At 67.8% G+C, this 26562-nt stretch carries 20 protein-coding genes and 2 pseudogenes; 13 read left to right on the top strand and 9 right to left on the bottom strand.

The genetic code is table 11. The annotated features are described in order from the left end of the window. Window position 1 precedes the first annotated feature (1 nt). Window positions 2–1177: a hypothetical protein gene (locus E6J58_18070; GenBank protein TMB34659.1), complete on the top strand. Its 1176-nt coding sequence runs from the start codon at window positions 2–4 to the stop codon at window positions 1175–1177. On the opposite strand, the gene E6J58_18065 is transcribed toward E6J58_18070, so the two are convergent. Genes E6J58_18065 through E6J58_18055 form a run of 3 tightly spaced genes read right to left on the bottom strand, consistent with a single transcriptional unit; the run spans window position 1174 to window position 4519 of the window. Next, a complete protein-coding gene (locus E6J58_18065) occupies window positions 1174–1998 on the bottom strand; it encodes a sterol desaturase family protein (protein TMB34658.1) in 825 nt (274 codons plus the stop codon). The two genes, E6J58_18070 and E6J58_18065, sit on opposite strands and share 4 nt — an antisense overlap. 5 nt (window positions 1999–2003) lie before the next feature. Then, the gene (locus E6J58_18060) at window positions 2004–3062 is read right to left on the bottom strand and encodes a radical SAM protein (GenBank protein ID TMB34657.1); all 1059 of its coding nucleotides are present in this window, start codon (window positions 3060–3062) and stop codon (window positions 2004–2006) included. Between the two features lie 11 nt (window positions 3063–3073). Continuing rightward, a complete protein-coding gene (locus E6J58_18055; GenBank protein ID TMB34656.1) occupies window positions 3074–4519 on the bottom strand; it encodes an aspartate aminotransferase family protein in 1446 nt (481 codons plus the stop codon). 38 nt (window positions 4520–4557) lie between these two features. Here E6J58_18055 and E6J58_18050 point away from each other — a divergent pair, with 38 nt between their 5' ends. Beyond that, window positions 4558–5670, top strand: coding sequence for an inorganic phosphate transporter (locus E6J58_18050; protein TMB34655.1), 1113 nt, complete (start codon window positions 4558–4560; stop codon window positions 5668–5670). Between the two features lie 9 nt (window positions 5671–5679). Here the strand turns inward: E6J58_18050 and E6J58_18045 are convergent, their stop codons facing one another. Genes E6J58_18045 through E6J58_18035 form a run of 3 tightly spaced genes read right to left on the bottom strand, consistent with a single transcriptional unit; the run spans window position 5680 to window position 11194 of the window. Continuing rightward, window positions 5680–8808 (bottom strand): efflux RND transporter permease subunit, encoded by a 3129-nt coding sequence (locus tag E6J58_18045; GenBank protein ID TMB34654.1) that lies wholly within the window; start codon window positions 8806–8808, stop codon window positions 5680–5682. After that, window positions 8805–9908: an efflux RND transporter periplasmic adaptor subunit gene (locus E6J58_18040; GenBank protein ID TMB34653.1), complete on the bottom strand. Its 1104-nt coding sequence runs from the start codon at window positions 9906–9908 to the stop codon at window positions 8805–8807. The genes E6J58_18045 and E6J58_18040 overlap by 4 nt, the downstream gene beginning before the upstream one ends. Then, on the bottom strand, window positions 9905–11194 hold the full coding sequence (locus tag E6J58_18035) for a TolC family protein (GenBank protein ID TMB34652.1): 1290 nt from the start codon (window positions 11192–11194) through the stop codon (window positions 9905–9907). The genes E6J58_18040 and E6J58_18035 overlap by 4 nt, the downstream gene beginning before the upstream one ends. Before the next feature lie 795 nt (window positions 11195–11989). On the opposite strand from E6J58_18035, the gene E6J58_18030 reads away from it, so the two are divergent. Together E6J58_18030 and E6J58_18025 are read left to right on the top strand one after the other, a co-directional pair. Next, window positions 11990–12691 (top strand): HAMP domain-containing histidine kinase, encoded by a 702-nt coding sequence (locus E6J58_18030; GenBank protein TMB34701.1) that lies wholly within the window; start codon window positions 11990–11992, stop codon window positions 12689–12691. Beyond that, entirely contained in the window at window positions 12669–14018 is a 1350-nt protein-coding gene (locus E6J58_18025; GenBank protein ID TMB34651.1) for a sigma-54-dependent Fis family transcriptional regulator, read from the top strand. Before E6J58_18030 ends, E6J58_18025 begins: the two co-directional genes overlap by 23 nt. Here the strand turns inward: E6J58_18025 and E6J58_18020 are convergent. Further along, window positions 14005–14538, bottom strand: a complete 534-nt coding sequence (locus E6J58_18020) for a YceI family protein (GenBank protein TMB34650.1) — start codon at window positions 14536–14538, stop codon at window positions 14005–14007. The genes E6J58_18025 and E6J58_18020 overlap by 14 nt on opposite strands. A gap of 287 nt (window positions 14539–14825) precedes the next feature. Here E6J58_18020 and E6J58_18015 point away from each other — a divergent pair, with 287 nt between their 5' ends. Continuing rightward, on the top strand, window positions 14826–15374 hold the full coding sequence (locus tag E6J58_18015) for a hypothetical protein (protein TMB34649.1): 549 nt from the start codon (window positions 14826–14828) through the stop codon (window positions 15372–15374). Here E6J58_18015 and E6J58_18010 read toward each other — a convergent pair. Next, window positions 15361–16593: an acyltransferase gene (locus tag E6J58_18010; protein TMB34648.1), complete on the bottom strand. Its 1233-nt coding sequence runs from the start codon at window positions 16591–16593 to the stop codon at window positions 15361–15363. The two genes, E6J58_18015 and E6J58_18010, sit on opposite strands and share 14 nt — an antisense overlap. On the opposite strand from E6J58_18010, the pseudogene E6J58_18005 reads away from it, so the two are divergent. After that, window positions 16592–17535, top strand: a pseudogene (locus E6J58_18005) (NADPH:quinone reductase). The gene E6J58_18010 and the pseudogene E6J58_18005 sit on opposite strands and share 2 nt — an antisense overlap. 14 nt (window positions 17536–17549) lie before the next feature. On the opposite strand, the gene E6J58_18000 reads toward E6J58_18005, so the two are convergent. Next, window positions 17550–17975, bottom strand: coding sequence for a GFA family protein (locus tag E6J58_18000; protein TMB34647.1), 426 nt, complete (start codon window positions 17973–17975; stop codon window positions 17550–17552). A 187-nt stretch (window positions 17976–18162) separates the two neighbouring features. Here E6J58_18000 and E6J58_17995 point away from each other — a divergent pair, with 187 nt between their 5' ends. The 7 genes and pseudogenes from E6J58_17995 to E6J58_17965 all read left to right on the top strand — a co-directional run bounded on the left by E6J58_17995 (window position 18163) and on the right by E6J58_17965 (window position 26547). Beyond that, the gene (locus E6J58_17995; protein ID TMB34646.1) at window positions 18163–18753 is read left to right on the top strand and encodes a YceI family protein; all 591 of its coding nucleotides are present in this window, start codon (window positions 18163–18165) and stop codon (window positions 18751–18753) included. Window positions 18754–18775: 22 nt separating this feature from the next. After that, window positions 18776–19399, top strand: a complete 624-nt coding sequence (locus E6J58_17990; protein TMB34645.1) for a sigma-70 family RNA polymerase sigma factor — start codon at window positions 18776–18778, stop codon at window positions 19397–19399. 47 nt (window positions 19400–19446) lie between these two features. Continuing rightward, the gene (locus E6J58_17985) at window positions 19447–20238 is read left to right on the top strand and encodes a zf-HC2 domain-containing protein (protein TMB34644.1); all 792 of its coding nucleotides are present in this window, start codon (window positions 19447–19449) and stop codon (window positions 20236–20238) included. Window positions 20239–20241: 3 nt separating this feature from the next. After that, window positions 20242–21168 carry a LysR family transcriptional regulator gene (locus E6J58_17980; protein TMB34643.1) on the top strand — a complete coding sequence of 309 codons (927 nt, stop codon included), beginning with the start codon at window positions 20242–20244 and terminating at the stop codon, window positions 21166–21168. After that, complete coding sequence (locus tag E6J58_17975; protein TMB34642.1) at window positions 21113–21880, top strand: GNAT family N-acetyltransferase; 768 nt, start codon at window positions 21113–21115, stop codon at window positions 21878–21880. The genes E6J58_17980 and E6J58_17975 overlap by 56 nt, the downstream gene beginning before the upstream one ends. A gap of 213 nt (window positions 21881–22093) precedes the next feature. Further along, window positions 22094–25270: pseudogene (locus E6J58_17970) on the top strand (efflux RND transporter permease subunit). 242 nt (window positions 25271–25512) lie between these two features. Next, entirely contained in the window at window positions 25513–26547 is a 1035-nt protein-coding gene (locus E6J58_17965) for an efflux RND transporter periplasmic adaptor subunit (protein TMB34700.1), read from the top strand. Window positions 26548–26562: the final 15 nt, after the last annotated feature.

Raw genomic sequence — 26562 nt, 5'->3', positions numbered from 1 at the left:
CATGCTCCTCAACCGGCTGTACGAAAGGATCCACCGGCTTCCGCTGCGCATCCGCCTGTTGCGCCGGCGCGCCCGGCTGACTGCGGAGCGGACCCCCGTGGTGCTCGTGCCCAGCATTCTCGGAACGCGCCTCGCGGACCCATGCGGCCGGCTCGCCTGGGGAAGCGCGCGGCGGCTCTATTTTGGCCCGCCGCTCGGAGACGATCCGGGAATCCACGCCGCCGGGTTGCTGCGAGGCTTCACCGTCATTCCAGGTCTGCTCGACTACGACGTCTTCGGCGGCATGCTTCGCTTCCTCACCGGCGTGGGCGGATACGTGCTTGGCGAAGATCTGCAGGTCTTCGAATACGACTGGCGAGGCGGCGTCACCGAGGTTGGCGAGCAGCTCGCGGAGTTGCTCGAGCGGCTGCGCGGCGCGGGCCACGAGCGGTTCGATCTGATCGGAATGTCGACGGGCGGGCTCGCCATCCGCTGGCTCCTCGCGCAGGGCAACGCGCCGGTGCGGCGCATCGTCTACGTGGGCACGCCGCAGCGGGGAGCGTTCAGCGCGCTCTGGTACATCGCCGAGGGAGTCCGACCGGCGCCGCTCGGCAAGAGCTTTTCCGGATCTGCCGTGGCCCGTTTCCAGACAGTATGGGACGCTCTTCCGCACCGGGAAGAGCGCGTCTTCGTGGACGCAGATGGCGCATCGCTCGACATCGACCTCTACGATCCCGATACCTGGCAGAGGTTGCAGCTCGATCCCGGCGTGACCGATCTGGCGCGCCGACTGGAAACGGCAGCGCGCTTGCAACGCACGATCGCGCAGGTCACGCATCCCGATTCGTTCGTCATCGGCGCGCGCAACCTGCCGACGGCCACGCGCTGCATCGTCCAGCGCGGCCGCGCGACGTTCCCGCCTTGCGAGCCGCGGCCCGACGATCCGCGCCTTCGTTTCGCATACGAGCCGGGCGATTCGGCGGTGCCGGTGCGCAGCCTTCAGGGATTGCCGTCCCTCGACCCGCAACGCGTGTGGTTCGTCGAGTCCAACGAGCACCGGGCGCTGCCAGCGGATCGCGACGTTCACCGCCTCGTCCTCGAAGCGCTGCTCGCCACCGACCGCGCGATTCCCGAAACGCATCTTGACGTTCGCCGAGGCACCGGGCTCCCTCTCGCCGGCAATCCCGCCTGCTCCTAGGGCAGCCCGCGAAACGGAGCGAGAATCTGCGCGCCGTACGCCGAGGGGTACGGCTTTCCGGCGAGGCCGACGTCGAGCGGCGGCGCGCGGTCAGGAAGGCGGCGCGTGCCGAAGACGACGTCCCACACGATCAGCGCATTCCCGTAGTTCGCCTCCGATTCGGTCCGGTCGCGCGAGTGGTGCCAGCGGTGCAGCTCGGGCCCTGCGAGCACCCAATTCAGCGGTCCCAGCCGGACGTCGACGTTCGAATGCTGGACCATGCGGAAGACGGTCGTCGCCGCCCAGACGACGACCAGCGGCACCTCCGGCGCGCCCAGCACGAGCAGCGGAGCGACGGTGCAGCACCAGTACAGGACCGCCTCCACCGGATGGAGGCGCCAGGAATTGACCCAATACATCCTCGGTGCACTGTGGTGGACGGCATGAAACCGCCAGAGCGGGCCATGAAGCAGGCGATGGATCCAGTAGTCGAGGAGCTCCGTGGCGATCAGCGCGAGCGCGATCTGCGCCACCAGCGGCCAGCTCGACGGCCAGATCGCCTTCGCAGCGGGTGGCGCGAGACCGAAAGCGGTCGCGAACTCGATCAGGCCTCCGGTGACGACCAGGTGCGCGATGTCGGTGGGCACGTCTCCCTTGGGCCGCTGCCATTCCGGAGCGTAGGGAAGCCAGCGCTCGAGCGCGAGGACGATCGCGGCGTAGAGCACGCCTCCGGCCGCGAGCACGGGAACGATCGGCAAGCGCAGGGAGATTGCCAGGAGCACCCCGATCACCGACGTGACGATGAGAAGAGGCAGGGCCAGCCAACGGGCGACGGCTCGCATCGGACCTACCGGGGCGCCGCCACATTGGCAAAGGCGCCGAAGAACTCGCGCCAGCTGCGCAGGCGCGGCGGACCGCTCATCTCCTCGACGAAACCGCGGCACGACGTGTAGCAGTCGGTGCAGGTGCGCAGCTCCTCGAAGCTGCGTAGCCGCGCCGCGATCACCGACCAGGGTTCCCGCCGGATGTTCCCGGCGCGCAGATGCAGCTTCTCGATGCAGGGCGAGACCTCGCCGAGATGATCGATGTTGAGGAACCTCTCGCCCGCCCAGCACGGCGTGCGCACCTCTCCGGCGAGGAATCCGTCGACGCCTTCCAGGTATCCGCTGAAGCTGATGAAGTGCGGGTAACGAGCCTTGAGGTCGAGCAGGCGGGCGCCGAGGCCACCACTGGGAAGCGCGTGTCCGCCGTCCGCGCGCCCGTCGCCCGCGGTCGAGAGCAGCGTGCACTGGTGCATGACTCCATGCTCCGCGGACAGCCGGAGCAGGTCCTCGAACTGGTCGAGGTTGTCGTGCATGAGCACCGTCATCACCGCGACCTGGCGAGCGCCATGCGGGGCCGTGTCCCGCAAGGCCCGCAGCGCGCGCACGGCGGCGGCGAAAGTACCCTGCGCCCCGCGATGCGCGTCGTGCCGCTCCGGGACGGCGAAGTCGATCGAGACGCCGATCTCGGTGAGCCCGGCGTCCCACAGCTCACGCGCCAGCGAATCGGTCACGCGCCAGCCGTTGGTGAAGAGGATCGGGTGATGGTAGCGCGCGAAGGCCCGCACGATGTCGACGATGTCGGGGCGCAAGAGCGGCTCGCCCCCTTCGATCGAGACGACCATCGAGCCCGCCTCGGCCAGCTTCGCGGAGATACCCTCGAATTCCGGCACCGTCATCTCGTCCCGGGGATGCGCAGGACGCTCCCAGAAGGAACAGAAGCCGCAGGTGAGATTGCAGCGGTTCGAGACCTGGACGATGCAGTGGATCGGCCGCGCCCGGAGAAAGCCAGTCAGCAGCCGTGCTCCGCGCCAGCCGTAGCGGGCGGAGGCGGCGAGGCTCGAAACGACGGGCAGTCGAGCCATGATTGTTTCCCTCAGGCGAAGGCCCGCGCGAGACTGGTTTTCACCGCCCGCGAGGCCGCGGCGGCCACAGTGCTCCAGCGACCTGCAGCATGATCGGCGAGCGTGGCGCGCAGCGCCTCGGCGAACCGGTCGATCGCCTCGCGCGTCACCGTGAGCGGCGGCTGGACGCGCACGACACCGGTCGCGTCGGCGCACACCTGCGTCAGCATCCCGCGCTCGAGCAGGCCGATGACGACCCACTGCCCCGCCAGATCCGCTCCCATCCCGCCTCCGGGAGCGTCGAGCTCGATGCCCCAAAGCAATCCACGGCCGCGCACCTCGCGCACGAGCGGATGTCCGGCGGTGGCTGCGCGGAGCCGCTCGCGCAGGTACTCACCCGCCGCAGCCGCGGCATGGACCAGTCGGTCGCGCTCGATCACCTCGAGGGTGGCAAGGCCGGCCGCGCACGCGACCGGCCCGCCGCCGAAGGTGGTGCAGTGCAGGTCGTATCTCTGCAGCGTCCCGTAGGCGCGCTCCCAGAGGCGCCCTCGCGTGATCATCACCGAGATGGGCGCCAGCCCGCCGGAGAGTCCCTTTGCCAGGAGGAGCACGTCCGGTTCGACGTTCTGCTCCTCGCAGAGGAAGAGATACCCGCAACGACCGAGCCCGGTCTGGATTTCGTCGAGGACAAGGAGTGAACCGTAACGCCGGCAGAGCCGCGCGGCCTCGGCGAGGTATCCGTGCGGCGCAGGACGCATACCGCCTTCGCCCTGCATCGGCTCGAGCACGACCGCGGCGACGTCGCGGCGCTTCAGCTCCCGCTCGAGCGCGAAGGGATCGCCGAAGGGCACGCGGACGCAACCGTCGAGGAGCGGCTCGAAGGGCGCGCGGTGGCGGACGCTCCCCGTCACGGCGAGAGCACCGAGGGTCGTCCCGTGGTAGCTGCGGTCCGCGGAGACGAAGCGCGGCCGGCGCGTCGCCGCACGGGCCAGCTTGAGGGCGCTCTCGACGGCCTCGGAGCCGCTGGAGCCGAAGGTGCAAAGATCGAGATCGCCCGGCGCGACGACGGCCAGGCGCTTCGCCAGCGCCGCCGCAAGCCGCTGCGGCGACACGAGCAGGAAATGTGGCGCCCGCGCCTGCAGCACCTCTTCGATCGCGGCGCGCACGTCGGGGTGATTGTGCCCGAGCGACACCGCCCCGTACCCGGCGAGAAAGTCGAGCACCTCGTGGCCTTCGTGGTCCCACAGCGACAGGCCCTCGGCCTTGACGAAGTCCCGCCCGAACCCAAACAGCTCGAGCGCCTCGATGAACGTGGGATTCACGTGCCGGGCGTGCAGCTGACGCGCGTCGGAGGCCGAGAGCGAAAGCGCCTGCCGGATCTGCTCGCGGATGCTCATCGTTCCCCCGCGGAAGACAGCACCAGTATCATTGCTGACGCGGTCCGTGAAGCCGGAGCAAGGGCCGCCATCGCAGCACATCGGCGCGGTCGTGTATTACGTCAGGAGGGAGCGGCGCCATGGCCTGGGTCCTGGTCCTCGCGGTTCTTCTCGTCGCGCTGGCGAACGGCGCGAACGACAACGCCAAGGGCGTCGGAGCGCTGATCGGAAGCAGGATGGCCGAGGCGCGCCCGGCGTTGCGCTTCGCCAACCTGGCCGCGCTGATCGGCTCGCTGGCAGCCCTCGTCGTGGCGGTGCAATTCGATCAGCGTCTGGTCAAGGCATTCGGCGGCGGCGGTCTGCTGCCGGCGGGGGCTGACGTGACCGGCGGGTACCTTCTTGCGATTGCCCTCGGAGCGGCCGCCACGGTGCTGGCCGCGACCAGGCTGGGAATCCCCGTCTCGACGACCCATGCGCTCCTCGGCGCGCTCGTCGGCGCCGGCCTGGTCAAGGTGGGCGCGAGGCAACTGGTCTGGAGCGCGTTGGTGGCGAAGTTCGTCGTGCCGCTCCTTCTCTCCCCGGTGCTCTCCTGCGCCGCGACGCTGGTGGTGTATCCGGCGGTGCGCCGTCTGCTGGCTGCGGTCGGCGTCGAGAAGCAGCTTTGCCTCTGCGTCGAATCGGTCGACCAGCCGGTGGTCCTCCGGGACGGTAGACTGGCCCTCGCCAGTGGACGCGCTCTCACGCTGGACGAGGTGTCGCGCTGCGAAACCCGATTCGCTGGCCGCATCCTGACGCTGCCCGCCCGTCCACTCATCGCAGGCCTGTTCTATTTGACCTCGGGCGCCGTCTGCCTCGCGCGAGCGCTGAACGACACGCCGAAGATCGTCGGGCTGCTCGTCACGGGCGCCGTGCTCGCCGTCGCGCCTTCGATGACCGCCGTTGCCTTTGCGATGGTCATCGGCGGAATCCTCTTCTCGCGCCGGGTAGCGCACACCATGTCGGATCGCATCGCGGAATTGGATCTGGAGGAGGGACTGGCCGCTTCCGTCGTCACCGCGGCCCTCGTCATCGCCGCGTCGATCGCCGCCCTTCCCGTATCGGCCACGCACGTCACGGTCGGCGCCCTCGCCGGCGCGGGCCTTGCTCGAGGCACGGCGCGGCTGCACACCATCTCCGCCATCGTCCTCGCCTGGGTGACCACGTTGCCGCTTGCCGCGGTGCTGGCCGCAGCGGCCTACCTCCTCTTGCGGTAAAGGCCGCGGTCAGGGCGCGGGCTCGAGGGTCACCGGATGGCGCCGGAAGAAGCGCACGCGGTCGAGCACCTTCTCCTGGAGCTCCTCCAGGTACAGATAGATGACTGGAGTCACGTAGAGGGTGATGAACTGCGACACCACCAGCCCGCCGACCACTACGAGGCCGAGTGCGCGCCGCGAAGCGCCGTCGGCTCCGTAGCCGAGCGCGATGGGCAACGCGCCGATAACCGCGGCCACCGTGGTCATGATGATCGGCCGGAACCGATCCAGGCTCGCCTCGTGAATCGCATCCTCTGCCGTCGCCCCTCGCCCGATCCGTTGCAGCGCGAAGTCCACGATCATGATGCCGTTCTTCTTCACGATGCCCATCAGCATGAACATGCCGACGTACGCGTAGAGCGTGGCCTGCTCGCGGAAGAGCCAGAGGGTGAGCAGGCCGCCGGCGAGCGCCACGGGCAGGCTGGAGAGCACCGTGAGCGGGTGCAGATAGCTCTCGTACAGCACCGCGAGCACCACGTACATGACGAACACGGCCACCAGCATGAGGATGGTGAGGTCGCGCACCGTGTCCCGGAAGGTCAACGCTTCGCCTTGCAGGCCGGCGCGCAGGGTGCCCGGCACCACCTCCGCGGCCGCCTTTTCGATGAAGGATGTGGCATCGCCCACCGCCACTCCCGGTTTGAGGTTGAAGAAGGTCGTGACGCTGGTGAACTGGTTCAGATGGTTCACCGCCTGCGGGCCGAGAGTGGTGCGCCAGTGCACCAGCGAGCGCAGCGGAACCATCCTCTTGCCGTCATCTGACTTGATGTAGAGGAGCCCGAGATCGTCGGCGCTGGCGCGTTCGGTGTCCTGGACCTCGAGGATGACCTGGTACTGATCGGTGGGCTGCTTGATCAGGTAGAGGTAGCTCTGCGAGTAGGCGTTGCGCAGCAGCGCCAGGATGCGCGCCTCAGAGACGCCGTACGCCTTGGCCTGCTCGCGCAGCACGTCGATCTCCAGGCGGGGCGTGCGACGGAAGGCGTCGGACGAGAGGCTGGCGAACCCCGGAAACGCGCGCAGCTTGCCCATCAGGGCGTCGGAGGCCTGATAGACCTGCCCGGCATCGGTGCCGGAGATCGCGAATGCGTACTGACCCTGGTTCTGGTTGGTAGCGCCGGTGCTGATCTGCAGCACGGGGAACGGGCGCAACAAGGGAAAGACGCCGGGGATGGCACCGAGGCGGCCCATCATCTCGCCCGCCATGGCGTCGATGGGTGGCCGTTGCTCCCCCGGCTTGAGGAAGGCGTAGATGATTCCCATGTTGGAAGGGAGGAGGCCGGTGAACCCGGTGGCGTCGACCGCCATCAGCAGGCTCGGATCCGCGTACAACGCCTGATTGACGCGATCCTGGAGCGCGTGCATCTGCTGCGGAGAGGACCCCTCCTGCGCGATGAAGACTCCGTTCACGACGCCGCTGTCTCCCACCGGCAAGAACGCCTTGGGAACGACGATGAACAGACCGATGGTGCCGGCGAGGCACACGGCCCAGATGGCCGCGGAGACCCAACGCCGCCGCAAGAACCAGGTCAGGGATCGGCCGTAGAGACCGAGAACCCGCCGCTCGATGGCGGATGAGATGCGCTCCATCCACGTCTTCTGTCCGTCGCGCTCCTTGAGCATCCGCGCCGTCATCAAAGGCGTGAGCGTCAGCGAGACGATGCCCGAGGCGAAGATCGCCACCACGATGGTGATGGCGAACTCGCGGAAGATGCGCCCGATCAGCCCCGGCATGAAGACCAGGGGAATGAACACGGCGGCGAGCGAGAGGGTCATCGAGAGGATGGTGAAGCTGATTTCCTTCGCGCTGGCGAGGCTTGCCTGCAGCGCGTTCTCGCCGTGCTCCATGCGCCGCACGGTGTTCTCCAGGAAGACGATGGCATCGTCGACGAGGAAGCCGATGGCGAGCGTGAGCGCCATCAGCGAGAGGTTGTCCAGGCTGTAGCCGAGCAGCCGCATCGCCACGAACGTCAGCAACAGCGAGAGCGGCATGGCCACCGCGGGGATCAGCGTGTCGGTCGTGCGGCCAAGGAAAAGGAAGATGACGAGCACCACCAGCACGAACGCGATCACCAGCGTGTCGCGCACGTCCTTGACACTGTTCACGATGCTGGCCGACCGGTCATAGATCAGATCGACGCGCACAGACCCGGGCAGTTCCTGGTTGATCGACGGCAGCACGTCGCGGACGCTCTTCGCCACGGCCACCGCGTTCGCACCGGCCTGGCGGAGCAACGCCACCACCACCGCGCTGCCGGGCACCGGATGGCCCTTGACCCAGAACGCGATCCGGACCCGCTCGTCCTGGACCGAGTCGCTCGATTTCGCCACGTCGCGCAAGTGCACGGGAGCGCCATTGCGCGTGCCGACGATCAGGTCGTCGTAGGACTCGGCCCTCTCCAGCTGGCCATGGGGCGAGAGCAACAGCGTGCCGGACGGAGCGTCGAACTGGCCGGCGCCGACGGTGCTCGTGCCCCCCTTGATCGCGCTCGCCAGATCGTCGACGGAGATTCCGCGCGCCGCCATTGCCGAGGGATCGCCCTTGATGCGCACCGCGGCCTTGCTCCCGAAGATCTGCACGCGACTCACTCCCGGGAGGATGCTGAGCCGCTGGCCCACCTGGGTGCTGGCGTAGTCATAGAGCTGCCCCGGAGTGACCGAATCGCTGGTCACGGCGATGTACTGGAGCGGCTGATCGTTCGGGTTGGTCTTGGAAAACGTCGGTGGCGAGGGCAGATCGACCGGGAGCGCGCCGGCGGCCTGGTTGATCGCCGCCTGCACGTCCGTCGCCGCGCCGTCGAGTGTCTTGTCCAGGTCGAACTGCAGCGTCAGCGTCGTGTGGCCCTGACTGCTCGAGCTGGTGACCAGTGAGAGCCCGTTGATCTGCATGAACTGCCGCTCGAGCGGCGTGGCGACGTTGGCCGCCATCGTCTCGGGACTGGCCCCCGGGTAGTCGGCGTCGACCTGGATGACCGGGTAGTCGACCGCGGGCAGGTCATTCACCGGCAACTGGAAGTAGCAGGCCACGCCCGCGAGAATTGCGGCGAGCGTGAGCACGGCCGTCATCACCGGACGGCGGATGAATGGCTCGGAGATGGTCATGGCTTGCTCCGGTCGTTCGACGCCTGCGCTTCCTCGACGCGCACCTTCCCGCCGGGCGTGACCGCGAGCTGTCCGGCGGTGATCACGCGCTCGCCAGGCGTCAGGCCTTCGATGACGGCGACGAGTTCGCCTTGCCGCTGTCCCACTTTCACGGGCCGCATCTCCGCCGTCGAGTCGCCCTTGAGGACGTAGACGAACTGGCCCTTGGCCGAAGTCTGCGGCGCGGTGGCCGGCACCACCACGGCGTCCTTCTTCGTCTGCAGCACCAGGCGCACTTTGACGAACTGACCCGGCCAGAAATGCCGATCGGCATTGGCCAGCGTGGCCCGCAGCTTCACCGTTCCGCTTCCATCCTGGACGGCGTTGTCGAGGAAGGTCAGCTTGCCCACCCGCGCGCCGTCGGGCTCATCGGGCAGCCGCGCCTCGACGGTGGCAGCCTCCGAGGCCATGCTCCGTTGCACCGAAGTCAGCGCGTTCTCGGGGATGGTGAAGTCGGCGTAGATGGGATCGAGCCGCTCGACGATCAGCAGCGCCGTCGTCGGCCCGACCAGGTTGCCGACGTCCACCTGCCGTTGCCCCACGCGCCCGTCGAGGGGAGAGCGGATGAAGCAGTGCTCGAGGTTCAACTTCGCGGTGGTGACCGCCGCCTCGGCGAGCCCGACCTGCGCCCGGGCTACCGCGACCGCGCTGCGTCTCGCGTCGTAGTCCTGCTGGGAGATCGCCTGGGTCCGGATCAGCTGCTCGACGCGGGCGAACTCGATCTCCGCCAGGTCCAGATTGGCGCGCGCCTGCTCGAGGGTTGCCCGCGCGGAATCGAGCTGCGCACGGAAAGGGCGGGGGTCGATGGTGAAGAGCATTGCGCCCTTCTTCACCGTCGCGCCGTCGGCGAAATGGATCTGCGTGACCGGGCCGGACACCTGCGGCTGGATGGAGACCGTCTCGCGCGCGACCGATTTGCCGATCTCCTCCAGGTAGACGGGCACGTCGCGCGCTTCGGCGGCGGCGACCGAGACGAGCGCCGCCGGCCGCTCCGTCGACGGAGCAGCGGCGACCTTTGCGCAACCGACAACGGCGAGCAGCAACGTGAATGCTTTCTTCATTGGACTCCCTCGTTCCTCTCGAGAAGACTCTTTCCCGCGGCGAGGCGGAGCTGCGCCCGGGCATTGACCAGATCGGCATCCGCCTGGATGCGCGCGACTTCAGCGGCAAAGGCGTCGCGCTGCGCCTGCAACAGATCGAGCTGCGTGATGGTCCCGACCTGGTAGCGGTCGTGGGCCTGCTGCGCCGCATGCGCCGCGGCAACCCGGCCGGCCCGCGCGGATCGGCTGCGGGCGATGGACGCTGCCACGGTCTCCCACTGCCGGTGGATGGCGTCGCGCGCGGCGAGCCTCACCCGCAGCTCGCGGGCACGGGCGACGTCGGCGCCCGCGTCCTGGCTGCGGATGCTGGCGATGCTGGTGAGATCGAACGACCAGGCGAAATTGATCGCCGCCTGCCAGGTCCAGTCGTGGCCGGTGAAGCCAGGAGCGGTGGTCCCGCGCTCGCTGAACGTCCCCGCGACCGAAGGCAGCAGGGCGAACCGCTGCGCCCCGGCGTCCTGTTCCGCCGCGCGCGTGCTGCCGCTCGCCGCCACCACCGCCGGCAACCGGTTCAACTCGCCTTCGAACGAGGCGAGCGCGGGTTCGTTGTGCAGATCGTCCGCGAGCGGCGCCGGGACGGACAAGTCCGGGAACACGCCGGAGTTGGATTCGAGCGCGCGCGCCGCCAGCGAGAGTTGCAGCAACGCGGCGGCCAGTTGCTGCGTCTGCTGCTCCACATCGGCGCGCGCGCGATCGACCTCCAGCGCCGGAGCGACCCCGGCGGCGAGCCTGTTCTGGGCGAGCCGCAGGCTTTCCTTCGAGACCTCCAGCGCGGTCCCGGAAACGGCGACGAGCGCGAAGTCCGCGATCAGCTGGTAATAGTTCTGTGCGACCTGCGCCTCGACTTGCAGCCTCGCCGATGCGAGCTGGAATCCGGCTGCGTCGGCCGTGGTCTTCGCCGCCGCGACGCGCGCCCAACCGGCGGCGTCGATCAACGGGACGGTCACGGTGGCGGAGCCGTCCCACTGATGGTCGGGCACCACCGTGACCGGCCCGCTGCCCAGATCGACGGTCGTGCCGTACTGGTTCCGGGTGTAGGCGCCTCGCGCCGAAATTCCCGGCAGGACGCGTCCCAGCACCACGTCGGACTGCGCGTTCTGCTGCGAAAGGCCCGCTTTCGCCTCCAGCGCGTCCGGGTTGCGCTCGCGTGCGGAGGCGACGAACACGTCGAGCGGCTGGAGCGCCGGCGAGGGAAGTGACCAGAAGAGCGTGACCGCGACCGCGATGCCGAAGCTGCGTCCTTGCATGCCGCGGCGGCCCTTTCACGCGGCGTGCCGAAGCCCGGTTTCCTGCGGCGGGGACCCGGCGTTGCCGGATCGGCATACAACTCCAGACCGCCGTTTCGACAATGAATGCAAGAGCCCCTGCCCCGGAGCATACTGGGGCCCATGAGTGAGCAGGTTCAAAGCGGCGGCCCGGGTCTTGCGAGTCCAGCGGAGATGCCCCTGAGCACAGCGGGTGTCGCCCCGACCGACTTCCCGTCCGGCTGGTATTGGAGGACGAAGTGGGTGGTTCACGCCATCGTTTCGCTCCTCTTCGTGACCCTGCTCTGGCGGGCCGGGTATCCGGAGTGGCGGACCGCGGCCATCGCGGTCCTGCTTTTCAGCAACCTGGTGCGGAACCTCGTCTTCAAACACCTCGTCATCCCGGTCCGCGCGGCGCAGGGGTCTCCGGTCGCCTGTACGGGCCCGAGCACGACCGCCTGGCTCGTGGGCCTCGCCTCGCAGTTCGTGATGGTCGGCCTGAGCGGCGGATTGCGCAGCCCGCTTCTCATCACCACCCTCGGACCGCTCTCCAGCATGCTTCTCGCTTACGGCTGGACGCGCGAAACGAAGTTGGCAATGCGCGTCGTCGTCGTCGGAGCGGCGTCGCTCATCCTTCTGCCCACGGGGTGGTTCGGTCCCAGCGTTGTCGAGCCGTACTTCTCGTATCTCGCCGGGCTGGCGCTCTTCTCCGTTGCCTTCTTCCAGATCTCTTACTTGATCGCCATGACCCAGGCGCTCAACGAGAGCCACTGCCGCGTCGACCGCGCCCGCGAGCAGATGGCGGAAGAGGCGCTGGCCCGCGCAAGGGAGCTGGAGCACCTGAGCGCGCAGCTCTCCCACGAGCTGAAGAACCCGCTCGGCGCCATCAAGGCGCTCGTGCAGCTCGCGAAGCGCGATGCCTGCGACGAGGAGTCGCGCGAGCGGCTGGAGGTCGCCGAGAACGAAGTGGAGCGGATGAACGGCATCCTCCAGGAGTATCTCTCCTTCTCCCGGCCGCTCGAAAAGCTGAGGCGCCAGCGGTTCTCGCTCGGCGCGCTTGCCGACGAAGTCCTGGGAATTCTCGGTGCGCAGGCCAGCTCCGCGGGCGTGGCGCTTCGCCGCGCCGGCGAGGCCCAGGTGGAAGCGGATCCGCGCCGGCTCCGCGAGGCGCTCTTCAACCTCGTCGCCAACGCGCTCGACGCGACGGCGAAGGGCGGCAAGGTGGAAGTCAGGATCGTGCAACGTGACGGGCTGGCGCAGGTCGAGGTGCGCGACTCCGGCCGCGGCATGCCGCCCGAAGTGCTCGAGCGCCTCGGTACTCCTTTCTTCACGACCCGCGAGCAGGGCACCGGCCTCGGCGTGGCGATGGCACGGGCCGCCTTCACGCAGCATGGAGGTTCGCTCGACTACCAGAGCGAGGAGGGACGCGGCACCACCGTGGTCGGGACGCTCCCGCTGCAGCAGGAGAGGAGGAGCATTGGCGCGCCTTCTCCTGGTTGACGACGAGCCGGGGATGCTGTTCGCCCTGAAGGCGCTGACGAAGCAGCGCCGGCACGAGGCGGTCCTGGCGCGCTCGGCGCAGGAGGCGCTGGCGCAGCTCGAGGGCGTGGATGCGGTGGTGACCGATTACGCCATGCCGGAGATGGATGGCGTGCAGCTCCTGCAGGCCATCCACGAGCGCGACGAGTCGCTGCCCGTGATCCTTCTCACCGCCCACGGCTCGGAGCGGATCGCGGTGCGCGCGATGAAGACGGGCGCCTACGAGTACGTCACCAAGCCGTTCGACATCGAGGAGATGGGGCTGGTCATCGAGCGAGCCCTGGAAGCTCGCGCGCTGCGCGTCCAGAACCGCAGGCTGACGGCGGAGAAGGCCATCGGCCGCAGCATCGTCGGCGACTCCGCGGCGATGCGCCGCTTGATCGACGCGGTCACGCGCGTGGCGCCGCGCGACATCACCGTGCTGGTGCGCGGAGAGACCGGGACGGGCAAGGAGCTGGTGGCCGCGCTCATCCACGGGGAGAGCAAGCGCGCGAAAGGACCGCTGGTGCGCTTCAACTGCGCGGCCATTCCGGGCGAGCTGGCCGAGGCCGAGCTCTTCGGACATACGCGCGGGGCCTTCACCGGCGCGACGCAAGCGCGCCGCGGCTTCTTTGCGGAGGCCGACGGGGGAACGCTGGTCCTCGACGAGGTCGGCGAGCTGCCGCCGCCGGTCCAGGCCAAGCTTCTTCGCGCGCTGCAGGAAGGAGAGATCCAGCCCGTCGGCGCGGGGCGCATCGAGCACGTCGACGTGCGCGTCATCGCCTGCACGAATCGCGATCTGGCGGCCGATGCGCGCGACGGCCGCTTCCGGGAGGATCTCTACTACCGGCTGGCCGTGGTGGAGCTCCGGGTGCCGCCGCTGCACGAGCATCGCGAGGACATTCCCGCCCTGGCGATGGAGTTCGCACGACGTTATGCCGAGCGATTCGGGGTGGAGGGCGCGCGCCTTTCGCCCGCGCTCCTCGAGGTCCTGCGCATGGCGGAGTGGCCGGGCAACGTGCGCCAGCTCGAGAACACCGTGGCGCGGCTCGTCGCGCTCAGCTCCGGAGGGGAGATCGGGCCGCAGACGCTGAGCACGATGCCCCCCACCCCGGCGGCTGGCGCTCAGGCGAACCGGTCAAATGAGGAGATGGCTCTCTGGGAGCGGCTCGACGCTTTCGAGCGCGAGCAGATCGAGCAGGCCCTGGCCGCGACCGGCGGAAATCAGTCGGAGGCTGCGCGGCGGCTCCGGATCAGCCGCAGCTCGTTCGTGGACCGGCTGAAGAAGTACGGTCTCAGTTCGAGCTGAGCGCGCCGCCCGCAATCACGGCGCGCGGGTTGGCCGAGAGTCGCGCGACGAAGTCGACCGTGATGTGGTTCCCGACCGACGGGACCGCAATTCTGAATTGATCGAGATCGATGGCGAACGAGGTACGCGCGACGAACTGCGTTCCGGCCCGCGCGATCGCGATGGGGACGGCGAGCAGCCGGGAAACGCCGTGCATGGTGAGCGTTCCTTCGAACCAATCGCCGCGCACCTCGCCCTCCACCTCGATGAAGGGATAGCGGTCGGATTGCAAGGCAGAGCGCAGGAGCGAGTCGAACCCCGCGTGGCCGGATTCGAAGGAAGCAGTCGGCACGCGCAGGTGTACCTGCGCGCGATCGGCGGCGAGTTGGTTCGCGCTCCAATGCAATGAGTGCGACGCGCCGGAGATCCGTCGTTCCCCCAATGCCGCTTCGTAGGTGACGAGAACCTGGTCCGGCTCTTCGCCAAGTGCCGATCCGGCGAAAGCGACCAGGAGCGTGACAATCAGACGGATGCGCTTCATGCCGCCGTGATGAGCAAGTCGCGTGCCGATGCTCGTCGCTCGTCACGCGTGCCGTCGGTGGCGGATCCGGCGACAACCTGTCGGGCTCGCGGTCAAGCACCGGCCGAGCTCTCCTCGCGCAACACCTTGGCGCGCCGCATGCACACGGGCGCTTTCGAAAGCAGTGCCCCCAGGAAACGAAAGGGAGAAAGCGAGATGAAGAGCACGTTGACGTTCGTCTTGATGGCAATGACCGCCGCGCCCGTCGTCGGCTACCGCATCGACCGCCACTTCCTCGCGAGCGTGCAATGAGCGAGCAGGTCCTCCGCATGTCGGATGCCGCGCCCTTGCCGGGCGCGGTGCTCCGCCGCAGTTCCGACGAAATCGTCGCGGAGCGTGCGCGCAGGGGCGAAGGAGTGGCGCTCGTCGAGCTGGCTCTCCGACACTGGAAGGCCGTCTATCGCGTTGCGCGGAACATGCTGGTCTCCAACGCGGCGGAAGCAGCGGAAGAGACGTTCCGGCACACGATCTTCTCCGCGAAGTCGTTTCCGGACGGTGTGCCTTTCCGCAGCTCGCTTTATCGCGCGGCCGTGGAGGTCTCGTTGGCGCGGCTGCACGCCACTCCGGTCGAGTGGAATTCACGGACAACGGAGTCGCTCGCGGACCGGATTCGTGAAGCACTCGGTCGGGTAGACGCGGTGGACCGCGCCTGCTACGTGCTGCGCGACGTGGAGGAGCTTTCGTCCGAAGAGGCGGCATTCGTCCTGCGCACCTCGCCAGCAATCGTCCGCGCACGCGCACATCGGGCTCGCCTGATGCTGACGAGTCTCGCTCGACACCGCCTCACGGAGCCGTGACCGGCACGCCCGGTTCGCAGCTCTGCCGAAACCGCAGCATGGGCAACTCCACGAACCGGTACGAGAGCTCCGCGCAGAGCACTGCGCCGCAGATGAGCAGCGGCACCATCCAAGCGGCAGTCACCACCTCGTGTGAGAGCCAGAGCTGCTGCCACAGATAGAGGCTGTAAGACACGACGCCCAGGCGAACAAGGGGCGCCCAGTTGAGCACCCTGCCCGCGAGCGTGCGTGGATTTTCTACCGCCCAGAGGAGCACCGAGCACGCGGCGCCAGCCTCAATGGTGTAGCCGAATGCCACCTGGACGAGCTGGAGTCGGCGCACCACCGCCGCCAGGAGAAGGCAATAGAGCGCGCCGCCCAAGGCGACACCGGGTCGCCGCAAGAACGCGAGAACCCGCGAATCGGGCCGCAGACTCTCGAGCGCCGCCCAGCTTCCGATCATGAGCGCATCGGCACGCAGGTGAAACATCGCGGTGATGCTCGGGCGGAGCCCTGGCGTCGCGTAGAAGGTGAAGACTCGCAGAAGAGGCGCGATGACGATGAGCCACTGCGCCACGAGGCGCGCACGCTTTTCGCCGGCCGCCATCAGCAGGATCGGCCACACCAGGTAGAACTGCTCCTCGACGCTCAGCGACCACGAGTGATTCATCACCCACGAGTGCGGGTTCAGGTAGTCGGTCGTGAACGTGAGGGAGCACGTGAAGCCCGACGGCGACGCGAGCACCAAGTGCCCGCGTGCCATGACCGCAATTGCGGCCATGTAGACCCAGTAGGCAGGCAGGATGCGGAAAGCGCGTCGAACATAGAAGGCGCGGAGGTGGATCGTCGCGCTTTCGCGGCGGTCCTGCACGAGCAGACGCGTGATGAGAAATCCGCTCAAGACGAAGAACACGGTGACGCCCACCGGGCCCCAGACGTCGATCACACCGGACCCGAAGGGCAAGTGCCGTCCCACTTGCAGGACCTTTCCCGCGTGACCGACGACCACCATCAAGGCTGCGAGGGCGCGCAGCCCATCGAGACTCGGCAATCGATTCGAACGAAGCAACTCCAGACGACGTGCGGCGAGCACGTGTGGATCCCCCCTCCCTGGCAAACGTGCGGACGAGTGGACGGATCGCCAACAGGCCGCGAGGCAGAGTCGGACCGACGATAGTCTCTCCGATGATCGAATCCCGATTGCCGGCACCGTCATCGGATGGCGGAGTGAGGCGATCATGCGCGCAGCGTCTTATGCGGATCAAGGAGCGGCCCGGGAGGTCCTGAGAGTCGGTGAGCAGCCGACACCGGAGCCGGGGCCTGGCGAAGTCCGCGTCCGTTTGCGCACGTCGGGCGTCAATCCCTCGGACTGGAAGTCCCGCCGCGGCGGTAGCGGCCGGAAGCTCGCAGCGCCGCTCGTAATCCCGCACAGCGATGGCGCGGGCGACATCGACGCCGTGGGACCAGGAGTCGCCGCGAGCCGCATCGGCGAGCGCGTCTGGATCTGGAACGGCCAATGGAAGCGTGCGTTCGGCACGGCGGCGCAATACATCGCGCTGCCCGGCGCGCAGGCCGTCGCACTGCCGGAAGACACGGACTACGCAGCGGGTGCCTGCCTCGGTATTCCGGCATTGACCGCCTTGCAGGCCGTTCGGCTCGCGCAAGTGCAGCGCGAAAGCGTCGTGCTGGTCAGCGGCGGCGCCGGGGCCGTCGGCCACTACGCGATCCAGTTCGCCAGGATGCGCGGCGCGCGCGTCCTCGCCACCGTCAGCGGCGACGCCAAGGCGTCCCATGCACGCGCGGCGGGTGCCGATTCCGTGATCAACTACCGCACCGAGGACGTGGGTGCGCGGATCAGGGAGCTGACGGATGGGCGCGGAGTCGACGCCGTCATCGAAGTCGATCTCGCCGCCAACGCGAAACTGCTGCCGGCTATCTTGCGACCGCACGGATTCCCAGCCAGTGGCTGATGGTGAATAGCGCGACGCTGCGGCTGTTCCTGATCTACGACATCTCCGCAGCCGATCGCGCGGCCGTCCTCGACGAGATGAGCACGTTGCTCGCGCAAGGACGCATCGTCCATGCCGTTGCGCAGCGGTTCCCGCTCGACGCCATCGCCGACGCGCACGAGGCGGTCGAGCGAGGGGCGGTCATCGGCAACGTCGTCCTCGACATTCCCTGACGGCCTCTGCGCGACTACTCGGGTACTGCTTCACCTGTGCCCCCGAGCTCCCGAGGGAAGTCTTTCAGCTTGGGCAGGCCATCCTTCATCTTGAGGACGCCCTGTGCGTAGTTCACGTGGACGCCAGCTTTGAAGGGAAAGTCGGGGATGGTCGCAGCGTAGACGTCGACCAGGCTCCACTCCGGATGGTCCGTCAGGAGATGCCCGCCACAGACCCTGCACCACTTCCGGTAACTGCGCCCGGTCTTGTGGAACACCCCGACGGCGTCTTGGCCCTTGGTGACTTTCACTGCGTCGGGCTTCCAGAGAGTGAAGGCGTTGACGGGGCCGGCCGACCAGCTTCTGCACGACGCGCAGTGGCAGTAGCCCGCTCCCACGGGGTCGCCCTCGACGCTGATCTCGACGGCACCACAGAAACACTTGCCTTTGTACACGCTCACTCCGGCCTCCCTGCGCGCTGGAATGCGCGGCGCACCCTCAGGATGAACCGAACGACTAGAACTATTCCGCGGACCGGTCAACCGCGGGAATAGTCGCGTTACCTCGCTTCATCCTCTGTGCGTACGCCGCGCAATCCAGCACGGCGACCAGTGAACCGTCCAATCCCGCCACCGCCGAGGGCACGCCATGAACACGCGCAACATGCTCACCGGATTCTTCCTCGTCCTCGCAGTGCTGACGGAAGGAGCAATCGCTCTCTCCTCCACCAAGGGGAACAACTCCGTCACCGTCCTCGCGCGCGGTCCCGCAGGACTCCGCATCGAGGGCAAAGGCTCCGAGGTCTCGCTCGAGGAGGACGATTCCGCACTGACGTTCAAGGTGCCGCTCGCACCGATCGAGACCGGCATCAGCCTGCGGGACGTGCACCTGCACCAGATGCTGGAGGCAGACAAATACCCGGCCGCGACTCTGCGGATATCGCGCTCCCAGCTGACGTTCCCCAGGGAGCGCGAACCCGTGGAGCGCACGGCGGAAGGCGGGCTGACGTTGCATGGGCAATCGCGGACGGTGAAGGTGCACTACCGCGCCGAGCTGGGCGCGGGCGGCGTCACCATGGTACGTGGCTCGTTCCAGCTCGACATGCGGGACTTCGACATCAAGGTGCCTTCGTATCTCGGCGTGTCGGTCGCGCCGAAAGTCGAGGTCAGCGTCGAGCTCGCGCTGACGGGGGCTGGAGCGCGTCCACAGCATGCGGAGGGCGGCAACGAAGTTCGCTGATTGGTCTCATCCGGATTCCTGATTGCCCAGTTGGCCAGTTCGCACATCGATCCTCCAGCCCCCCGGAGGACACGTGAAGGGAGAAGCGAGGCGCGCATGCTTTCAGTCCACGACGCTGCCCCATCTCGATCGTCTCGTCGCCCTGGCGTCACGCCGGGGCGATCGGGAGGAAGCGGAGGATGACGTGCAGGAGACGTACGCGCGCGCCTGGATCGCATTCGACCAGCTCCGCGACACCGGCGCGGCTTTTCCCTGGCTTTGCAAGATCCTGAGGATGGTCGCGAACGAGCGGCGCCGGACCGTGGCGCGCCGGCAAGACCTGCTCTTCATCACCGAGCTGGAAGCGGCCCACGAGGAGATCGTCGCCAGCGATGCGCCGTCGCCGCTGGAACACCTGCTGGCTCGCCTGGAAGCAGGCAGCCTTCGCGAGGCGCTGCGGTCGATCCCTGAAGATCTCGCCGAGGCCGTCGCGCTTCATGACATGCATGGTTTGAAGTACCGGGAGATTGCCGAGGTCACCTCGGTGCCGATGGGCACGGTCATGAGCCGCATCAGCCGCGGCCGCCAACTGCTGGCGGGGCTGCTCAGAGCTCGCGACGAAGAGAAGCCTCAGCGGCGACTGGCGATGCAGGGTCGAGGGGAATAAATCGGGACGGACATGACATCCTGGATCAGGGACTCCGATGGGCTCTCATGGCAGGCAACAGGGACATCCCGGTGACTGAAACTGCCCTCCAGCATACGCGGCTCCAGGAGCTGGTTGCGCCGTTCGCCGACGGCGAGTTGACCCGCGAGGAGAAGCGCGCAGTCGAGGAACACTTGCGCAGTTGCGGGCGCTGCCGGTGCGAGCTGGCCTTGCAACGGGATCTCTCCCGGGCGCTCGCGCGCGAGCCGACCCCGCGAGCCTCCGTCGGATTGCGCCGGCGCATCGAGGCGATCGGCGAGCGCACCGCTGAGGTGAGGGAACGCTCTTTCCCCTGGAACCGGCGCTGGGCAGCTGTCGCGATGGCTGCGCTGGCCTCGATTGCCGTCGCCGGAACGGCGCTCCGTATCCGCCGCGGCGGAGCCAGCAGACCGATGACGGAGATTCCCGTGCTCCGCGATGCTCTCGCCGACTGCCGGCGCGCGATGACACGTAACTTTCCCCGCAAGGCGGATCTCGCGGCCGTGGCGGAGGGCCTGCACTTTCCGATCCGCACTCTCCGTGGGCCGGGCGTCGAGCTCTTCAGCACCTGGAAGACGACCCTTGCCGGATCTCCCGCCGCCGGCCTTGCCTATCGCTGGCGGGGGATGGTCGTGGTTCAGTACGCGGTCCCGAACGAGCTCCTCCGGCAGCAGCCGGACGTCGGCGAGGCGCTGTCCCACGACGGCTTCTACTCCTCGTCGGAGGTGGGGCAAGGAGTCGTCGCCGTCCTGAAAGATGGCAGCGGCACGCTGCTGATTGCCAACGCGCCACCCGAGGAGCTGAGGCGGCTCATCCTGTGAGAGGTGGTATGGAAGACCGGGATGCTGGACCATCTCCGCTACTTTCAGGCGGTGGCACGGTGCGGAAGCCTTTCCGCCGCCGCGCGCGTCCTGCAGATCAGCCAGCCGGGACTGACGGCGGTGATCAAGCAGCTCGAAGAGAGCTTCGGGACGCGCCTCCTGGTCCGGCTGCGTACGGGCGTGTCGCTGACCACCACCGGCGACGAATTGCTGCGTTTCGCCAACGAATCGCTCGCGCGGCTCGACGAGGTCGAGCAGCGGATCAAGGGCCTCGAGTGCGACGATGTCGGCAACTTCGTGATCGGATGCCACGAATCGTTGGGCGCCTACTTCCTGCCGCAGTGGATGACGAGATTCCTCGAGGCCAACCCTCGCATCCAGCTGAGCCTTTCCAATGCCCCCTCGACCGTGGTGCGCGGCGGCACGGTCGAGCGCGCGGTGCACTTCGGCCTCGTGGTGAATCCCGAGCCCCATCCGGACCTGGTGCAGATGAAGCTCTTTCGCGACGCGGTGGATCTGTTCGTGCTCGCCGACGGCGCGCCGACACCCGACGATCTCGAGGCCGCGACGGAGCGTCTCCGCCGCGGACCGCTGGTCTTCGCCGGCCGCATTCTCCAGAGCCAGCAGATCATCGAAAAGCTGGCGGCGATGAATGCGCTCCCTTCCCGACTCTTGCCCTGCGGCGATCTCGAGTTGGTCAAGAGCTTCGCGCTCGCCGGCCTCGGGGTGGCGGTGCTGCCACGGCGCGTCGCCCGGTACTGCCAGGAAGGGCGGCTGCAGCGTCTTCATCGGGAGCTGCCGTTCATCGCGGATGAAATCCATCTCCTGTTCAGGGGAGACGCCCACCGGACGCGCGCGTTCGTGATCACCAAGGATGCGATCGTGGCCCACGGCCGCGCGCTGGACAGCGACTACGAAGAACAAGCCTGACGTCTTGCCCACCGTCACGCACGCAAACGCAGGAGGCACATCGGCATTACACTTGCCTCGGGAGCGGCTCCGGGACGTCCCGGTTTTTGCAGCAAGCGCAAATCTGAGGCCTCGTGCTGCGATTTCGCAGGATGATTCCCGCCGCACGCGACATCCTAGGGGCATGACGAACGCCGCAGCGGTAATGACGCAGCGCAGGTTCAGCGCGAGCTACTGCGAGCGCGCCACACTGACAGATGGGACGTCCGTCGAGCTGCGGCCCATCCGCCCCGCCGATGCGCCGCTCCTGCAGGCGGGTCTTCGGCAGCTCTCGGAGCGCACGCGGTACCTGCGGTTCCATGCTCCGCGAGGGGAATTCAGCCCCGACGAGCTGCGCCTTCTCACCGATGTCGATGGCGAGACGCACTTTGCGCTGGCAGCGTTCACCTTGCAGTCCCAGCGGCTGGTGGCCGTCGGGCGCTTCATTCGCAGCAGCGCTGCCGAGGCTGCGGCAGAGCTCGCGCTGGTCGTCGGCGACGCTCTTCAAGGCAAGGGGCTGGGCCGGCTGCTGCTGTCGCGGTTGCGCGAGGCCGCGCTCGAGCGCGAGGTCACCCGCTTCACCGGGACGGTGCTCGACGAGAACCGCCCGATGCGCGCGCTGCTGCGGAAGTTGGGTGGCCGCGTCGGCTTGGCATCGCGCGGCGTATGCGACATCGAGCTGGCGCTGGCTTGAATTCGACAGGAGCGCACCCGCCGGAAGCGCTCATCCCTGCTCGCAATGCGGGGCTCCGAGCGTTTTGGACGATTCCAAACTTTCGCGAACTGCTTGTGTCAGTCTATTGCCGGTCCTAGGCCGCAGGCTTGCGTTGGCGGCGGCTTCAGTCGATGAACTGCGCATGCCCAGCGCCACTCCCCCGGCCTTCACCATCCTGGGGCGCCGCCCATGATGTGGCTCGTCCGGATGGCGCTCAAGCGCCCGTACACCTTCGTAGTCATGTCGATGCTCATCATCATCGTCGGCCTGCTCACCATCTCGCGGATGCCGACCGACATCTTCCCGGACATCGACATCCCGGTGATCTCCGTCGTCTTCAACTACTCGGGCCTCTCGCCCGAGGACATGGAGAAGCGGATGGTCAACAACTACGAGCGCTTCCTGACCACCACGGTGAACGACATCGAGCACATCGAGAGCCAGTCGCTGACGGGCATCGCGGTGTTGAAGATCTTCTTCCAGCCGGGCGCGAAGATCGAGGCGGCGACCGCGCAGGTGACGGCGATCTCGCAGGCGGCCATCCGCTCGATGCCCCCAGGGACGACGCCGCCGTTCATCATCCGCTACAGCGCCTCCAGCGTCCCCATCCTGCAGGTCGCCCTCGAGAGCGACACCCTGAGCGAGCAGCAGCTCTTCGACTACGGAATCAACTTCATCCGCGCCGACATGGCCACCATCCGGGGCGTACAGATTCCCTATCCGTATGGCGGCAAGCAGCGGCTGATCATGATCGACATCGATCCCCAGCGCCTCTTCGCCTGGGGCCTGTCGCCGCGGGACGTGACCGCCGCCATCGGGCAGCTGAACGTCATCGTGCAGACCGGGACCGCGAAGATCGGCGCCAACGAGTAGCCCATCGTGCTCAACGCCAGCCCCGATCTGCTCGCCCAGATCGAGACCATTCCCGTCAAGGTCGTCAAAGGCACCACGGTCTATGTGCGCGACGTGGCGCACGTGCGCGACGGGTACTCGCCGCAGACGAACATCGTGCACGTCGAGGGCAAGCGGTCGGTGTTGATGAGCATCCTCAAGCAGGGCAGCGCCAGCACGCTGGAGGTGGTCAAGCGCATCCGGGACATCCTGCCGACGACGATGGCGCGCCTTCCCAAGGAGCTGAAGGTCGCGATGCTCTTCGATCAGTCGATCTTCGTCCGCGCTTCCATCGAAGGCGTGGTGAAGGAGGCGCTGATCGCGGCGGGGCTGACCGCGCTGATGCTCCTCGTCTTCCTGGGGAGCTGGCGGAGCACGGTGATCGTGATCGTCTCCATCCCCCTCTCGATCCTGGTCTCGATCATCACCCTTTCATTCCTGGACGAGACGCTCAACGTCATGACCCTGGGCGGGATGGCGCTGGCGGTGGGAATCCTCGTCGACGACGCCACGGTGGAGATCGAGAACGTCCACCGGAACATGGCGCAGAAGAAACCCATCCTCCGGGCCATCCTGGATGGCGCATCGGAGATCGCCACGCCGGCCTTCGTGTCCACCCTCTGCATCTGCATCGTCTTCGTGCCCGTGGTGTTCATCAGCGGATCGGCCAAGTCGCTCTTCGTGCCCCTGGCGATGTCGGTCGTGTTCGCGATGCTCACTTCGTACTTCCTCTCGCGGACGCTGGTGCCGACCATGATGCATTACCTCATGGCCGCCGAAGCGGAGCGCCACGCGCATGGCAACGCGGCACCCCCTCCCCGCTGGTTTGGCGCGCGGTTCATCGCGAGCTTCGAGCGCGGGTTCGAGCGGATGCGAATGAGCTACGGCGGCCTGCTCGCCTGGGCGCTGCAGCACCGCCGGGGCGTCGTGATCGGCTTTCTGCTCTTCGTCGTGGCTTCGCTTTCGCTGCTGCCGCTCGTCGGCCGCGACTTCTTCCCCACCGTCGACGCGGGGCTCATCAAGTTGCACGTCCGCGGCGTCCCGGGGACGCGCATCGAGGAGACCGAGCGGAAGTTCGTGCAGATCGAAGACGCGATCCGACAGGTGATCCCGCCGGACGAGATCGAGACCCTGCTCGACAACATCGGGATCCCTTACAGCGGGCTCAACCTGTCCTTGAGCGAGGGCGCGCTGATCTCCGCGGCCGATGGCGAGATCTTCATCGCCCTCAAGAAGGACCATCGCCCGACCGAGCAGTACGTGCACAAGATGCGGGCAACGCTCGCGGAGAAGTTTCCGGACCAGACGTTCTTCTTCCTGGCGCCGGACATCTCCACGCAGGTGCTCAACTTCGGCCTGCCGGCGCCCATCGACGTCCAGGTGGTCGGGGCCATCGGCAACGAGGAGGCAACCTACGAGGTCGCGAGGCAGATCGGCCGGCGCGTCGCCGAGATTCCCGGCGCGGTGGACGTCCACCTGGCGCAGGTGCCCACGCAGCCCGCGCTCCGCATCGACGTCAATCGAACCATGGCGGGCGAAGTCGGGCTGACGGAACGCGACGTGGCCAGCGACCTGCTGGTGGCGCTGGCATCGAGCGCGGTCGTTGCCCCCAGCTACTGGCTCGACAAGCGCGGCGTGCAGTACCTGGTGGCAGTGCAGACGCCCCAGAAAGACATCGATTCGATCGACGCGATGAAGACCTTGCCGCTCTCGAATGGAACCGCGCGCCCACAGCTCCTCTCGAATCTGGCCTCCATCTCGCGCACCGCCGGCCCCGTGAACATCACCCACTACAACGTGGCCAGGACGTACGACGTGCAGGCCAACGTCGAGGGCACGGACCTGGGGTCCGTCGCCGATCGCGTGCAGAAGATCGTCGACGAGCTCACGCCGTCGATGCCGCGAGGAACCACGGTGCGGATCAAGGGGCAGGCCGAAAGCATGCAGTCTTCGTTTCGGGGCCTGGGATACGGACTGATCTTCGCGATCCTGCTGGTGTATCTGTTGATGGTGGTGAACTTCCAATCCTGGCTGGATCCGCTGGTCATCCTCATGGCGCTGCCCGGGGCCCTCGCCGGCATCTGCTGGATTCTCTTCCTGGCGCACACGACGCTGAGCGTCCCGGCGCTGATGGGGTCGATCATGTGCGTCGGCGTGGCCACCGCCAACAGCATCCTGGTGGTGACCTTCGCCAACGACATGCGCGTGACCGGCTTCGACGCTACCAAGGCGTCTCTCGCGGCCGGCATGACACGCCTGCGCCCGGTGATCATGACTGCCCTGGCCATGATCCTCGGCATGCTTCCCATGTCGCTCGGTCTGGGCGAAGGCGGCGAGCAGAATGCCCCGCTCGGTCGCGCCGTGATCGGCGGCCTGCTGCTCGCCACGGTGACCACGCTGTTCTTCGTGCCGGTGATGTACAGCCTCCTCCGCCGGAAGCCGCCCTCGCATGTCGACGCGATCCTGGAGGAGGCGTGAGTTCCGCCAGAGAGGATCACGCACCCGTCGAGCCCAAGTCGACGCAGGAGCCGAATCTCGGATTCGTCCTGCCTTCGGCCCGCCGCATTCCCAGGCGCAGGCTCGTCACCGTCGCCCTGATTGCCCTGGTCGTCGTCGCAGTCGCCTTCGGCCTCGGATACCTGCCCCGCCGCGGCAAGCGCGCCGCGCTCACCGCGTCGTCCGAGAGCGCCCAGCGCGCGCTTCCACGCATCGATGTCGTGATGCCGAAGATCGGGGCCAGCGATCGCGCGCTCGAGCTTCCCGGCACGGTGCAGCCGCTCCAGGAGACGGTCCTCTTCGCACGCGCAAGCGGTTATGTGCGCGCCTGGCGCGCCGACATCGGCGACAAGGTGAAGAAGAGCGACGTCCTCGCCGAGATCGAGACTCCGGAGCTCGACCAGGAGCTCGCCCAGGCGCAGGCCCAATTGCTACAAACCCGCGCCGCATTGACGCAGGCGAAGGCCAATCGCGACCTGGCCAAGGCGAACCTCGCCCGCGCCAGGCGACTCGCACCCTCGGGCGTCGTGTCGAGGGCAGCTCTGGAGCAAAGCCAGGCCGAGGCTGCGGTGGGCGAGGCCAACGTGAATGTCGCGGGCGCCAACATCGCGGCGCAGCAGGCGAACATCCGCCGCCTCGATCAGCTCAAGGCCTTCGCCAAGGTGACCGCGCCGTTCGCCGGGACCATCACACAGCGCACGATCGAGATCGGCGCATTGGTGACGGCCGGCAACAGCCAGCCGCTCTTCAAGATTGCCGCGATGGATCCGGCGCGAGTCTTCGTGCAGGTCCCCCAGGACGTCGCTCCCGGAGTGCGCCCGGGCGTCTCCGGCAACGTCACCGTCCGCGAGTACCCGGGGCGGACGTTCGCCGGCCAGGTCATGCGCGCGGCCGGCGAGCTCGACCCGGCGACGCGCACGATGACGACCGAGATCCGCGTCCCGAACCAGGACGGCGCGCTCATGCCGGGGATGTATGCCGAGGTGGCGCTCACGCTGCCCTCGTCGCATCGCATCCTGGAGCTGCCCGCGACGGCGCTGATAAGCGACGCCCGGGGTCAGCACGCGGCCGTCGTAGACGCCCAGAACAAGCTGCATCTGGTCCCGGTGGTGGTCGAGCGCGACAAGGGGGTGACCATCGAGATCTCGAGCGGGCTGCAGGGCAACGAGAGGGTGGCGAAGCTTGGGAGCGCGGCGTTCGTCGAAGGGATGGCGGTGGAAGTGACACCGCCACCGGGTGAGTCGCAGAGCGCGCGTTGACCCTGACTTCGCGAA

This window comes from Deltaproteobacteria bacterium (assembly GCA_005879535.1).
Lineage (GTDB): Bacteria > Myxococcota > Myxococcia > Myxococcales > 40CM-4-68-19 > 40CM-4-68-19.
The sequence above is the reverse complement of the archived record's forward strand: the minus strand, read 5'-3'. Positions and strand labels throughout refer to the sequence as shown.